The organism is Paraburkholderia sp. BL9I2N2 (assembly GCF_004339745.1).
Lineage (GTDB): Bacteria > Pseudomonadota > Gammaproteobacteria > Burkholderiales > Burkholderiaceae > Paraburkholderia.
Genome location: NZ_SMGP01000002.1, coordinates 1092394 through 1106247 on the forward strand (window position 1 = coordinate 1092394; position 13854 = coordinate 1106247).

Genomic DNA, 13854 nt, shown 5'->3' on the forward strand with positions numbered 1-13854 from the left:
GGCCTTTCCCATGAGCGATCCGTTAGACACGGTGGAGTCCCCAGCCGGCGGCGCCAAGGGCGGGCGGCGTAAAACGGAGTTGTACAATGACGCCGATCCATTTTCCGGAACGGCAGGCATGACCAAAGCGGATACTCCGACGCTGCGCGCATTTGCGCTGCTCGAACACCTCGTCAACGCGGACGGCCCGGTGTCGCTTGCCGACATCGCGCAGGACGTCGCGTTGCCCAAGGCGTCGCTGCATCGCATGCTTGCTTCGCTGGAGGCGGGCGGGCTCGTGATCCGCGAGCCGGGCCAGAAGAACGCGTACGTGATCGGGCCGCGGCTCGCGCAACTCGCGTTAGGCGTGGTGATGCATTCCGGCGCGCGGCGCCTGCGTCATGCGATCCTCGCGCGTCTGGTGGCCGATCTCGGCGAGACCTGCAATCTCACCATGCTGCATGAAACCGAGGTGCTGTATCTCGATCGCATGGAAGCGCCGTGGCCGTTGCGCCTCGATCTCAAACCCGGTTCGCATGTTCCCGCGTATTGCAGCGCGAGCGGCAAACTGCTGCTGGCCATGCTGCCGCGCGAACAGCGCTCGGCGCTCGTACGCGCGCTGAAACTCGAACGCTTCACGCAGAACACCATCACCGATCCGGAACTGCTCGAGGCGGAACTCGACCGGACCGCGCACAAGCGCATTGCGATCGATAACGAGGAGTTTCTGGCCGGCATCGTGTGCGTGGCGGCGCCGATTATCGATGAGAGCGGCGCGTGCATCGCGGCGATCGCCGTGCATGCGCCGGTTTCGCGTGCGCCGCTGTCGCGCGCGCTCGAATTCGTGCCGCGTCTTCAGGAAGCTGCCAGGGAACTCGCGGCCACGTTCTGACGCGGGCGCCATAACGGGCGCAAGCGTTACGTCGCGGGCTTCTGCTTGCGCACGAGTTCGGCCAGCAGGCGTACGCCGGCGTCGATCTTGTCGAGTTTGATCGCCGAGAAGCCCATCCGGAAGCAGTGCTTCTGCTCCAGACCGTCCATGAAGAACACGCCGCCCAGTTCGATCAGAATGCCGTGCTGTTCGGCGTCGGCGGCAAGACGCACGGCGTCGAGCCAGGGCGGGCCTTCCACCCAGCACGAAGCCCCGCCCGTGATCGGGATGTGACGCGCTTCGGGTAGGTATTTATCGAGCGCCGCCATCAGCACCAGCGCGCGCTCGCGATAAGCGTGGGCCAGCCTGCGCAGCAGCGCGTCGTGATGGCCGAGCGCGAGAAACGTCGCGAACGCACGCTGAATGTACGCCGCCGGATGCCGCACCATGAGCCGGCGCAGCGCGCGCAATTCGTGCACCAGTTCGCGTGGACCGACGATATACCCGAGCCGCAAGCCGGGCGCGAACGTCTTCGACAAGCTGCCGATGTAAATCACGCGGTCGGCCTTGTCCAGACTCTTGAGCGCCGGATGCGGCAGGCCCGAGAAGTTGTTCTCGCTTTCGTAGTCGTCTTCGATCAGCACGAAGTCGTGCTTCTGCGCGAGTTCGAGCAACGCATGCCGGCGTTCGATCGGCATGGTGGCCGTGGTCGGGCATTGATGGCTCGGCGTCACGTAGACGTAGTCGCACTGGGCGAACAGGTGCGCATCCTCGACGGGGCGCACGCCGCCTTCATCCACCGGCAGCGGCACCAGTTGCGCATTGCGGTTCTCGAAGATATTGCGCGCGTCCGGATAGCCGGGGTTCTCGAAACCCACCGTGGTGCGCTGGCGCGCGAGCAGATCGGCGACCAGATATAACGCCTGCTGACAGCCGATCGTGATGACGATCTCCTCCGGCATCGCAAACACGCCGCGCCGCGGCAGCACGCGCGTGCGGATCTGCTGGATCAGTGTGTCGTCGTCGCGGCCTATAAGATCGGGCGCCCAGTTGCGGATCTCCATCACCGAAAGCGCCTTCATACAGCATTCGCGCCAGTCGTTGGTCGGAAAGAGCGATTGGTCGAACTGCCCGTAGATAAACGGATATTCGTAGTCCTGCCAGTTGCCCGGCTTGACGATATTGCGCTGCGCGGAGGGCCGGCGTTGCACACGCTGGCCCCAATCGGGCCGCGCGGGCGCCTGGTCGTGCTCGCTGCTGGTGGGGACCGTCTGCGCGGGCGCCTTGAAGCCGTGGCGTCCCTCCAGCATCGCCGGATTGACGAAGTGCCCGCTGCGCTCGCGCGAAATCAGATAGCCCTCCTCCACGAGCTGCTGGTACGCCAGCACGACCGTATTTCTCGCGACGCTCAGTTGATCGGCCAGTTCCCGGCTGGACGGCAACGCGGTCTGCGGCGGCAGCTGGCCGTCCAGAATCGCGGCCACCAGCATCTGGCGGATCTGCCCCTGCAGGCTCATGTTCGAGTCGCCCGGACGCTGAAAACGCTGCGTCCAAAGGGCCGTCGCTGTACGGCTGGACATGCTTCCTCCTGAAAGTGAAAGAGCCGCGCCAGTCACGACGATGCTGCGCGTGACAGCCCCTGCCGCCTTGGCGGTGTTGGGCGCGGGCCGGCCAGAGCGCTTCGGCGCGCCGATGTGGACTCAACGATCGGCGCCGTCTGGCACTAACTTGCTCTATTTTTTTACTGACGATACTCGACTCACCCCGTCCAAGGCGATTGGGACAAGCACCCGTCGTGGCCACACGACTTCCGTGCTCCATAAACAGCCGCTGTTCAGACCTTTGTGAGACCTATTATGAAACGCCATAAAAACCCGACATCGAAGCCGTGGTTCCAGTGGACGGCACGCTGCGTCCTGTCGCTGGTTTTCGCCGCGACGGCGAGCCTTGCGGCGACACCGAGCCACGCGGAGGAAAAGGAAATCACGATCGCCTATCAGCAGATCGTCGATCCGTGGGTGGTCGGCATCGCGAACGGGTCGATCGAAAAGGCCACCGGCTACAAGATCAACTGGCGGCAGTTCGAGTCCGGCGCAAAAGTCGCGACCGCGCTGGCATCCGGCGACGTCAAGGTCGGCGTGATCGGCTCCAGCCCGCTCGCCGCCGCCGTGAGCCAGGGCCTCGATCTGCAGCTCTTCTGGATTCTCGACAACATCAACCAGGCCGAAGCGATGGTGGTGCGCAACGGCTCCGGCATCACGAAGCCGGCGGACCTGAAGGGCAAGACCATCGGCGTGCCGTTCGTTTCGACGACCCACTATCACACCATGTTCGCGCTGCAGCACTGGGGCATCAATCCGTCTGACCTGAAGATTCTCAACATGCAGCCCAATCAGATCGTCGCCGCTTGGTCGCGCGGCGACATCGACGCTGCCTACGTGTGGGATCCCGCGCTCGCCGAGCTGAAGAAGAGCGGCAAGGTGCTGATCACGTCCGGCGACCTCTCGAAGCTCGGCAAGCCGACCTTCGACGGCATTGCGGTCGATCGCAATTGGGGCGAGGAACACAAGGACTTCATGGCGAAACTCGTCAAGGCAATCGCCGACGCGGACCAGCAATACCGCAGCAATCCGTCGCAATGGAATGCGGGCTCGCCGCAAGCCGCGGCCATCGCGAAGATGATCGGCGGCTCGCCGGCGGACGTGCCGGCATCGCTGTCGCTCTACGCGTTCCCCACGCTCGGCGAGCAGGCCTCCGCGCAATGGCTGGGCGGCGGCACGACGAGCCGCGCCGCGCTCGCGCTGAAAGACACCTCGGAATTCCTGAAGAGCCAGAAGCAGATCAGCGCCGTCCTGCCCGACTACTCGAAATTCGTGACGCCGGCTTATGCCGACGCCGCTGCGAAGCTCAAATGACGTAACCGTGATCCTTGGGATCGGGAGGCAACATGGAAAACATGACTGTCAAGAACGTGAGCGTGGTGTTTCCGGGGCGGCGTCCCGGTCAGACCGTGCAGGCGCTCGACGATATCAACCTGACTATCCGCTCGGGTGACTTCGTGGTCGCGCTGGGCGCGTCCGGCTGCGGCAAGACTACGCTGTTATCGCTGATGGCCGGCTTCATCGCGCCGAGCCGGGGCGAGTTGCTGCTCGGTGGCGAACCCATTGCGGGGCCGGGCGCGGACCGCGGCGTGGTGTTCCAGAAGCATGCGCTCTTGCCGTGGCTCAACGTGATCGACAACGCGGAATTCGGCCTCAAGCTGCAAGGCGTGCCGCGCGCGCAGCGGCGCGAAATCGCCGTGCGCAACCTCGCGCTGGTCGGCTTGCAGGATTTCCACAAGCACATGATCTATCAGCTCTCCGGCGGCATGCAGCAGCGCGTCGGCATTGCCCGCGCGCTCACCTGCGATCCCGCCATGCTGCTGATGGACGAGCCGATGGCCGCGCTCGACGCGCTCACTCGCGAGACCATTCAGGAGCTGCTGCTCGACGTCTGGAAGAAGACCAACAAGATGTTCTTCTTCATCACGCACAGCGTGGAGGAAGCACTGTTCCTCGCGAGTCGGCTGATCGTGATGTCGCCGCGTCCCGGCCGCATCACGCATACCTACGAACTGGACTTCAATCGCCGTTTTCTCGAAACGCGCGACGCACGGGCGATCAAATCGAGTCCCGATTTCATCCAAATGCGCGAGCGTGTCCTCAACATCATTTACGGCGACGAGAAGCTGCACGGCGCCGAGGCCGGAGTCGCTCATGTTTAGTTCTAAATCCGCTCATGCCGTGTTGCACGGCGAGGCCGCGCCCATGGAGACGAACACGCCGGTCCGGCCGCCCCGCCGGCCGGGGCGCGGACCTCGTATGCTCGCGAAGAAACCCGCCCGGCCCGGCGACACGTTCGGCGTGCCGGGGCAAGGCAGCAGTGTCGCCACCAGCCTGATCACCGTCGCCGCGTTCATCGCACTCTGGTTCGCGGCGACCAATCTGCACTGGATCAAGCCGCTGTTCCTGCCGTCGCCACAGGCCGTCTACGCGAAGTTCATCTTTGTCGCGACGGAAGGCTTTGCCAACTCGACACTCGCGCAGCACACCGGCATCAGCCTGCTGCGGGTGTTCGGCGCATTCGCGCTCGCCTGTCTGACGGCGATACCCGTCGGCGTGATGATGGGCGTGTCGCGCTTCGCGCGCGGCGCCTTCGATCCGCCCATCGAGTTCTACCGGCCGTTGCCGCCGCTCGCCTATCTGCCGCTCATCATCATCTGGTTCGGCATCGGCGAATTCTCGAAGGTGCTGTTGATCTACCTGGCGATCTTCGCGCCGCTCGCCATTGCCGCGCGTGCCGGCGTGCGGTCGGTGTCGATCGAACAGATTCACGCCGCGTATTCGATGGGCGCCTCGCGTGCGCAAGTGGTGCTGTACGTGATCCTGAAGTCGGCGATGCCGGAGATCTTTACCGGCATGCGAATCGGCATCGGCGTGGGCTGGACCACGCTGGTGGCCGCCGAAATGGTCGCCTCGACCAGCGGTCTCGGCTTCATGGTGCTCAACGCGGCGGAATTCCTCGCGAGCGACGTGGTGATCATGGGGATCATCGTGATCGGCTTCTTTGCGCTCTGCTTCGATTTGCTGATGCGCTATATCGAACGCGTGCTGGTGCCCTGGAAAGGCAAAGTCTGAGAAAGCGTCGCGGTACTTCGCTGACATGGGCCCTTCTTCGGGCCCTTTCTTTTTTGCGTCACGTAGCGACCCGGCGCTGGACTCAGCGACTCCCCCAAGCTGGCTCTACCCCGTTGCCGTGCCCAACGGCAATATCAACCTCAACGGTAAGACATTTATCTGCCGCGATCGTCAATCCAGTCAGGGGGCCGCTTGAACGCCATCGTCAAACCCAGGATGCCTTGTGCAGTTCGGCACGAGGCCATGCGTATCGGTGGTGAAAAGATCACGCGCGCCGAAATCATCGAGGTGTTCAACCCCTATACGCGCGAACTGGTCGGCACCGTTCCGAAAGCCACCGTGGACGACGTGCGGCACGCCTTCGAGTATGCGCACGCCTATCGCGCGCGGCTCACGCGCTATGAGCGCGCGCAGATCCTGCAGCGCGCGGCGGATATCGTGCGCGAGCGGACCGCCGAAATCGCCGATCTGATTACAGCGGAATCGGGGCTCTGCAAAAAGGATTCGCTATACGAAGCCGGCCGCGTCAGCGACGTATTGGTCTTCGGCGCCAATGAAGCGCTGAAGGACGACGGCCAGGTCTTCTCCTGCGATCTGACGCCGCACGGCAAACAGCGCCGCGTCTACACGCAGCGCGAGCCGCTGCTCGGCGTGATCTGCGCGATCACGCCGTTCAATCATCCGATGAACCAGGTGGCGCACAAGATCGTGCCGTCCATCGCCACCAACAACCGGATCGTCGTCAAGCCGTCCGAAAAAGTGCCGCTGTCCACGTGTCTGCTTGCCGACATTCTCTACAGCGCCGGCCTGCCGCCACAAATGCTCCAGGTGGTGACGGGCGACCCGAAAGACATCGCCGACGAACTCATTACGAACCGGCACGTCGATCTGATCACGTTCACGGGCGGGGTAGCCATCGGCAAATACATCGCGAGCAAGATGGGTTACCGCCGAGCAGTTTTGGAACTGGGCGGCAACGATCCGATCATCGTAATGGAAGACGCGGACCTCGACGAAGCGAGCACGCTGGCCGTTTCCGGTTCGTACAAAAACTCGGGGCAGCGCTGCACCGCCATCAAGCGGATGCTCGTGCATGAAGCGGTGGCCGACCGCTTCGTCGAATTGCTGGTGGAGAAGACCCGCGCGATACGCTACGGCGACCCGGCCGACCCTGCAACCGACATGGGCACCGTGATCGACGAGGACGCCGCGAAGTTCTTCGAAGCGCAAGTCAACGACGCCGTGAGCCGCGGCGCGAAGCTGCTGGTCGGCAACGTGCGCCGCGGTGCGCTCTATTCGCCGACCGTAGTCGATCGCGTCACGCCGGATATGCCGCTCGTCCGCTATGAAACCTTTGGACCGGTTTCGCCGGTCATCCGTTTCCGCGATATCGACGAAGCGATCCGTATTTCCAACTCCACCGATTACGGCCTGTCCTCTTCCGTCTGCACCAACCGGCTCGACTACATCACGCGGTTTATCGCGGAGCTGGAGGTGGGCAGCGTGAACGTGCGCGAGGTGCCGGGCTACCGGCTCGAACTGACGCCGTTCGGCGGCATCAAGGATTCGGGGCTCGGCTACAAGGAAGGCGTTCAGGAAGCGATCAAGAGCTTTACCAACGTGAAGACGTACTCGTTGCCGTGGCAGTGAGGGGTGTGACGCCGTTTGTCACCACGGCACAGACACTTTTTTTGATACAAAACGTTCCATTTATTTGAATTTAGGTTGACGCACAGGAACCGCTGACCTACATTTCAGACACCAAGCATTTTTCGGTATTTTTTGTTCCACTTATCTCAAAGAGCTGGAGACACCCCATGAGCGAGCAGAATCCTTCCCCGCGTGACGCTACCGCCGACAACCGTGCCAGCGGCCCGCAGGCCATGACGCCGTCGGAAGCGTTTGTCGAAACCCTGGCGGCCAACGGCGTGACCGATATGTTCGGCATCATGGGCTCCGCCTTCATGGACGCCATGGATATCTTCGCGCCCGCCGGCATCCGCCTGATTCCGGTGGTGCACGAGCAAGGCGCCGGCCACATGGCCGACGGTTATTCGCGCGTCTCGGGACGTCACGGCGTGGTGATCGGCCAGAACGGCCCGGGCATCAGCAACTGCGTCACCGCCATTGCGGCGGCCTACTGGGCGCACAGCCCGGTCGTGATCGTCACGCCGGAGGCCGGCACCATGGGCATCGGTCTGGGCGGCTTCCAGGAAGCCAAACAACTGCCGATGTTCCAGGAGTTCACCAAGTATCAAGGCCACGTCACCCATCCGGCGCGCATGGCGGAATTCACGGGCCGCTGCTTCGACCGCGCGATGGCGGAGATGGGGCCGACGCAGTTGAATATCCCGCGCGATTACTTCTACGGTCAGGTCAAGGTGGAGATCCCCCAGCCGCAGCGTCTCGATCGCGGCGCGGGTGGTGAGCAAAGCCTGAACGAAGCGGCCGAACTGCTCGCGCAAGCCAAATTCCCGGTGATCATTTCCGGCGGCGGCGTGGTGATGGCCGATGCGATCGAAGAGTGCAAGGCGCTCGCCGAGCGCCTGAACGCGCCGGTGGTCAACAGCTATCTGCACAACGACTCCTTCCCCGCCAACCATCCGCTGTGGTGCGGTCCGCTCGGCTATCAGGGCTCGAAGGCGGCGATGAAGCTGCTGTCGCGCGCCGACGTCGTGATCGCGCTCGGCTCGCGCCTCGGACCGTTCGGCACGCTGCCGCAGCATGGCATGGACTACTGGCCGACCAACGCCAAGATCATCCAGATCGATGCCGACCACAAGATGCTCGGCCTGGTGAAGAAGATCTCGGTGGGCATCTGCGGCGACGCGAAAGCTGCTGCCGTCGCGCTGACCGAACGCCTTGCCGGCCGCAAGATTGCCTGCGACGCCACGCGCGAGGAACGTGGCGGCCAGATCGCATCGGAGAAAGCGGCGTGGGAGAAAGAGCTCGACGACTGGACGCACGAACGCGACGCCTACAGCCTCGACATGATCGAGGAGCAGAAGCAGGAACGCACGCCCGGCGGCGGCACCTATCTGCATCCGCGCCAGGTGCTGCGCGAGTTGGAAAAGGCCATGCCCGAGGACGTGATGGTCTCGACCGACATCGGCAACATCAACTCGGTGGCCAACAGTTATCTGCGCTTTAACAAGCCGCGCAGCTTCTTCGCGGCGATGAGCTGGGGCAATTGCGGCTACGCGTTTCCGACCATCATCGGCGCCAAGGTCGCCGCGCCGCATCGCCCGGCCGTTTCGTATGCGGGCGATGGCGCATGGGGCATGAGCCTGATGGAGACCATGACCTGCGTGCGCCACAACATTCCGGTGACGGCGGTGGTGTTCCATAACCGTCAGTGGGGCGCCGAGAAGAAGAACCAGGTGGACTTCTACAATCGCCGCTTCGTGGCGGGTGAACTCGACAACCAGAGCTTCGCCGCCATTGCCCGCGCGATGGGCGCCGAGGGCATCGTGGTGGACCGTCTCGAAGATGTCGGCCCGGCGCTCAAGCGCGCGATCGACGCGCAGATGAACCACGGCAAGACCACCATCATCGAGATCATGTGTACGCGTGAACTGGGTGATCCGTTCCGCCGCGACGCGCTCTCCAAGCCGGTGCGCATGCTCGACAAGTATAAGGACTACGTCTGAGCGTTTTGGGCGCCGGCGGGCTTCGTGCTCAGACGGACGGAGCCCGCCGCGCACACAGGCCGGAAACAGTTGCGCCCGCGCGGGCGCTCTGTCTCCGGCTTCTTCGTTGTACGTCTCGCTGCCTTTCCAAACGGCCACTCCTATGAAAGCCATCAACCGCATCATTGAACAAGCGCGCCATTCGCCGATGCGCATCGTGCTGAGCGAGGCCGAGGATCCGCGCGTGTTGCAGGCGGCGCGGCGCGCGTGCAGCGAAGGCATTGCGCGCATTCTGCTGGTCGGTGACGCCACGCGCATCCGGGAAGCCGCCGCCCGCTTCGACGTCGATCTAAACGGTATGGAACTGGTGGACCCCGCCACTTCGGCGCTGGCACCGTTATATGCCGACGAACTGTTCGCTCTGCGCAGCAAGAAAGGCATGACGCTCCAACAAGCGCAGAGCGAAATCCTCAACCCGCTATGCTTCGCGAACCTGATGGTGCGCCTCGGCCACGCCGACGGTTCCGTGTCCGGCGCGGTCAACACCACCGCCGACGTGGTGCGTAACGCTATCCAGATCATCGGCATCGCGCCTTCATTCAAGCTCGTGTCGAGCTTCTTCCTGATGATGCTGTGCGAGCCGTTCCACACGCTCAAGGGCGGCCTGATCTTTTCCGACTGCGCGCTCGTGGTGGAACCCGATGCCGCCCAACTCGCCGAGATTGCGATGGCCGCGGCGGACAGCGCAAAAAGCCTGCTGATGGACGAGCCGCGCGTGGCGATGCTGTCGTTTTCGACGAGCGGCAGCGCTCATCATGCGGCGGTCGACAAAGTGGTCAACGCCACCCATATCGTGCAGGAACGCCGCCCGCATCTCGCGATCGACGGCGACGTGCAACTCGACGCGGCTATCGTCTCCGAAATCGCGCTGCGCAAGGTCAAGCACTCGCAGGTGGAGGGCCACGCCAACGTGCTGGTGTTTCCGAGCCTCGAGGCGGGCAACATCGGCTACAAGCTGGCCGAGCGGATCGGCGGCGCGAAGGCGATCGGCCCCTTGCTGCAAGGCCTGCGCAAGCCCGCCAATGACCTGTCGCGCGGCTGCAGCGCGGACGACATCTACTACGTCACCGCCGTCACCGCGGTTCAGGCTCAAGCCGCGCTCACGCATCCCGACGCCCTCCTCACACCGTCTCATTCATGATCGTTCAGAAGTTGCTGCCGCTCCTCGCACTGATGGGCGTCGCGAGCTATTTTCAAACCATTACCGGCTTCGGTCTGAGCATGATCGTCATCGGCGCCGCCAGCGGCCTCGACCTGGCGCCGGTCACGAGTCTCGCCGCTTTGCTCAGCCTCGTGACCCTCGCCAACAGCGCGACCGCCCTGCCCGGCAAACTTCATCACATCGACTGGCGCGCGGTGGGCGCCGCTACGCTGGGCATTCTGCCGTCGGTGGTGGCCGGCGTGCTGGTGCTGGATCTGTTGAGCAATGCGGCTTCCGGCGTGTTGCAACTGCTGCTGGGCGCCGTGGTGCTGTATGGCGGCCTGAGCGCGGCGCTGCGGCCGGCTCCGCTCGCTTGCCGCTCAGGCAATCGGAGTTTCTTCGTCAGCGGGGTGTTCGGTGGGCTGCTGAGCGGCATGTTCGGTGTATCCGGGCCGCCGTTGATTTTTCAGTTCTATCGCCAGCCGCTCTCGCTCGCGCAGATCCGCTATGCGTTGATTCTGATCTTTACGGTGACCTCGATCACTCGCACGCTGTTCAGCGCGTACGAGGGTCAACTCGACGCCGATCTCTGGATGCAGGCCGCGTTCGCGGTCCCGGTCGTCGCGCTGATGACGATCGTGGCGCGGCAGTATCCGCCGCCGCTGTCGGGTGTGATGACGCGCCGTATCGCGTATGCGATTCTGGTGGTGATCGGCGGCTCGCTGGTTCTGCATGCGTTGCAGCAGTTGATCCGCCAAGGCGCCTGATAACGCCACGGTCCACCTACCGCCGTGCGCCGATCCATCCGACGAGTTCGGCGAACAGCGGCATGTCCGGCGGTGTGGACAGATCGACCGCAAGACAACGGCGGTAATACGGACTGAGATCGAGTCCGACGCCAAGGCCCAGCAATTCGACGTCGCGCGCGGCTTCGTTGCGCGCGACTACTTGCTTCAGGTGATTGTCCAGGTAGTAGGTGTCGTTCACCTGAGCGGTGGCGCTGTCCATCGGACTGCCGTCCGAGATCACGACAAGAATCCGCCGCGCCTCGGCACGCGCGCGCAGGCGCGTACAAGCCCAGTCGACCGCCTCGCCGTCCACGCCTTCGCGGAACAGATCGGCCTTGAACAACGCGGCGATGTCGGCGCGAGCGCGCCGCCAACTCGTCGCGGCATCCTTGAAGACGAGGTGGGCGAGCTCATTGAGCCGCCCCGGATGATGCGGCCGGCCGCCGGCCAGCCAGTCGAGCCGCGCGCGGCCGCCGTTCCAGGCGCCGGTCGAGAAACCCAGCACCTCGCTGGCGACACCGGCCTGATCGAGCGCGCGCGTGAGCACGTCCACCAGCAGCGCCACCGGCTCGATATAGGTTCGCATGGACCCCGAACAATCGATCAGAAAACTGACCACGCAATCGGCGATCGGCTTGTGCCGTTCAAGCAGAAACAAACGCCGCTCCGCCGGCGAGCTGACCAGTTGCGCGAGACGCCGGCCGTCGATGCGGCCGTGCTCTTCACCGAACGACCAACCATCGCGTTGCGGCACCGCGAGCGCGGCCTTGAGCGCACACGCGAGCCGCGGCACGTTGATGCGCTGCGCGGCGATGCGCTTGTCGAGCTGGTCGCGGTATTCCGCCAGCAACTCGCTGCGTATGCGCGAGCCCGGCACGAACTCGCGGTCGTAGCGCGTGGTGTACGCGAGGTAACGATGCTCGGCGTCTCTGAGAACGCGGCTCTCGCCGGTGGCGGCGAGGCCCATGTCGACCTGCTCGCCTTCGTCGGTGTCGAACCAGAGCGTGAACATGGCGCGCACGGCTTCGTCGTCTTCCGGTGCCTGCTCGTCTTCTTCGAGGGACTGCGCGCGCGCTTCACGCATCATCACGCCAACGAGACGGGCGAACTCGAGCGCATGAATCGCAAACTCGCCCTGCTCCATTCGATGCCGCCGCAGTGCCGCGAGCGGCACGCCCAAGGTCGGTGTGATCGCGGCACGCGTGGCTTCGATCAGACCTTCGGTCTCTTCCAGTACGGGCCAGCCCGACAGACGCGACCAGACGATCTGGGCCACGGTGTACAGCAGAATGCCCAGGTGCCCGTCGATCAGTCCAGTGCGATAGAAAGCGCGCGACCATGTCTCGAAGCGATGGCGCAGATTCTGCGCGAGCCCCGGCATGCTGGCCGGTGCGAGCGCTTCGCAGCGCAACTGTTCGAACAGTTCGAACAGGAGCCGCTCGATCGGCTCGGCGGGACACAACCTCGCGTGGAGCTGCGCATCGGAATGCGTCAGGCGTAATGCAGCACCGTCCGCTGCGCCGCGCAGGGACATCAGATCGTCGACTTGCGGGTCCGTACGCAGATGCGGCGCGTGCAGCGGCAGCGCGCGCAGGCCACGGTACAGACGGCCGGCGCGGTAATGCAGCTCGGCGTCTCCGGTCAGTGCGCGCACCGCCGCCGCGCACAGGTTCTGACGCTGTTCGGCGCGGCGTGTTGCTTGCCGCTCGGCAGGCGTCATTGCGGCACCGTCGAGCGCGCCTCGCGCTCCGCCGCGCTTTCCATCTCCCTATCGAAGCAGCGTTGGAAATACTCGGCCACGATGGGCCGTTCCGCCTCGTCGCACTTGTTGACGAAGGTCAGGCGAAACGCCATCGCCGGATCGCGGAAGATCTGGCAATTCTCCGCCCAGTCGATCACCGTGCGCGGCGACATCAGCGTGGAGAGATCGCCGGTGGCGAAGCCTTTGCGCGTCAATTCCGCCACGCTGATCATCGACTCGATCAGCGCGCGGCCGGTCTCGTCGGCGAGTTCCGGCACGCGCGCCAGCACGATGCTGGCCTCTTCGGCGCGCGGCAGATAGTTGAGCGTGGCCACCACGTTCCACCGGTCCATCTGCGCGTGATTCAACAACTGCGTGCCGTGGTAAAGGCCGTTCAGATTGCCGAGGCCGACCGTATTGGTCGTGGCGAACAGCCGGAAGTACGGATGTGGATGAATCACGCGGTTCTGATCGAGCAGCGTGAATTTGCCGTCGCGCTCGAGAATGCGCTGGATCACGAACATCACGTCGGGACGGCCGGCGTCGTATTCGTCGAAGATCAACGCCATGGGCCGTTGCAGCGCCCACGGCACGATGCCTTCCTGGAATTCGGTGACCTGCACGTCGTCGCGCACGATGATCGCGTCTTTGCCCACCAGATCGAGACGGCTGATATGCCCGTCGAGATTCACGCGCACACAGGGCCAGTTCAGACGTGCCGCAACCTGCTCGATGTGCGTGGATTTGCCCGTGCCGTGCAAGCCCTGCACCATTACGCGGCGCTCGCGCATGAAGCCGGCGAGAATCGCCAGCGTCACTTCAGGATTGAAGCGGTACACCTCGTCGATCTCCGGAACGTGGTCGTCGCGTTCGCTGAAGGCCGGCACCATCAAGCCTGAGTCGATGCCAAACAACGTGCGCACCGAGACCATCCGGTCCGGCTTGCCTGTCACGATATCGGTCACTACG

Annotated in this window: 11 protein-coding genes; 8 read left to right on the forward strand and 3 right to left on the reverse strand. The window is 64.1% G+C overall.

All coding sequences use genetic code 11. The features are described 5' to 3' along the window. Window positions 1-118: 118 nt before the first annotated feature. Window positions 119-871 (forward strand): IclR family transcriptional regulator, encoded by a 753-nt coding sequence (locus tag B0G74_RS26790; RefSeq protein ID WP_132379389.1) that lies wholly within the window; start codon window positions 119-121, stop codon window positions 869-871. A gap of 26 nt (window positions 872-897) precedes the next feature. On the opposite strand, the gene B0G74_RS26795 is transcribed toward B0G74_RS26790, so the two are convergent. Further along, the gene (locus tag B0G74_RS26795) at window positions 898-2430 is read right to left on the reverse strand and encodes a PLP-dependent aminotransferase family protein (RefSeq protein WP_132377974.1); all 1533 of its coding nucleotides are present in this window, start codon (window positions 2428-2430) and stop codon (window positions 898-900) included. A gap of 276 nt (window positions 2431-2706) precedes the next feature. On the opposite strand from B0G74_RS26795, the gene tauA reads away from it, so the two are divergent. The 7 genes from tauA to B0G74_RS26830 all read left to right on the forward strand — a co-directional run bounded on the left by tauA (window position 2707) and on the right by B0G74_RS26830 (window position 11123). Then, window positions 2707-3765, forward strand: coding sequence for a taurine ABC transporter substrate-binding protein (gene tauA, locus B0G74_RS26800; protein ID WP_132377976.1), 1059 nt, complete (start codon window positions 2707-2709; stop codon window positions 3763-3765). Window positions 3766-3797: 32 nt separating this feature from the next. Continuing rightward, entirely contained in the window at window positions 3798-4613 is an 816-nt protein-coding gene (locus B0G74_RS26805) for a taurine ABC transporter ATP-binding protein (protein WP_132377978.1), read from the forward strand. Then, window positions 4606-5526, forward strand: a complete 921-nt coding sequence (locus tag B0G74_RS26810) for an ABC transporter permease subunit (RefSeq protein WP_132377980.1) — start codon at window positions 4606-4608, stop codon at window positions 5524-5526. Before B0G74_RS26805 ends, B0G74_RS26810 begins: the two co-directional genes overlap by 8 nt. A 192-nt stretch (window positions 5527-5718) precedes the next feature. Then, window positions 5719-7176, forward strand: coding sequence for a phosphonoacetaldehyde dehydrogenase (gene phnY / locus B0G74_RS26815; protein ID WP_207915702.1), 1458 nt, complete (start codon window positions 5719-5721; stop codon window positions 7174-7176). A gap of 167 nt (window positions 7177-7343) precedes the next feature. Next, window positions 7344-9176 (forward strand): sulfoacetaldehyde acetyltransferase, encoded by a 1833-nt coding sequence (gene xsc / locus B0G74_RS26820; RefSeq protein ID WP_207915703.1) that lies wholly within the window; start codon window positions 7344-7346, stop codon window positions 9174-9176. 142 nt (window positions 9177-9318) lie between these two features. Continuing rightward, the gene (gene pta / locus B0G74_RS26825) at window positions 9319-10356 is read left to right on the forward strand and encodes a phosphate acetyltransferase (protein WP_132377982.1); all 1038 of its coding nucleotides are present in this window, start codon (window positions 9319-9321) and stop codon (window positions 10354-10356) included. Next, window positions 10353-11123 (forward strand): sulfite exporter TauE/SafE family protein, encoded by a 771-nt coding sequence (locus B0G74_RS26830; RefSeq protein WP_132377984.1) that lies wholly within the window; start codon window positions 10353-10355, stop codon window positions 11121-11123. Before pta ends, B0G74_RS26830 begins: the two co-directional genes overlap by 4 nt. A gap of 16 nt (window positions 11124-11139) precedes the next feature. Here B0G74_RS26830 and B0G74_RS26835 read toward each other — a convergent pair whose 3' ends face one another. Both B0G74_RS26835 and B0G74_RS26840 read right to left on the reverse strand, forming a co-directional pair. Beyond that, complete coding sequence (locus B0G74_RS26835; RefSeq protein WP_132377986.1) at window positions 11140-12864, reverse strand: cobalt chelatase; 1725 nt, start codon at window positions 12862-12864, stop codon at window positions 11140-11142. Continuing rightward, complete coding sequence (locus B0G74_RS26840; protein WP_132377988.1) at window positions 12861-13850, reverse strand: AAA family ATPase; 990 nt, start codon at window positions 13848-13850, stop codon at window positions 12861-12863. Before B0G74_RS26840 ends, B0G74_RS26835 begins: the two co-directional genes overlap by 4 nt. Window positions 13851-13854: the final 4 nt, after the last annotated feature.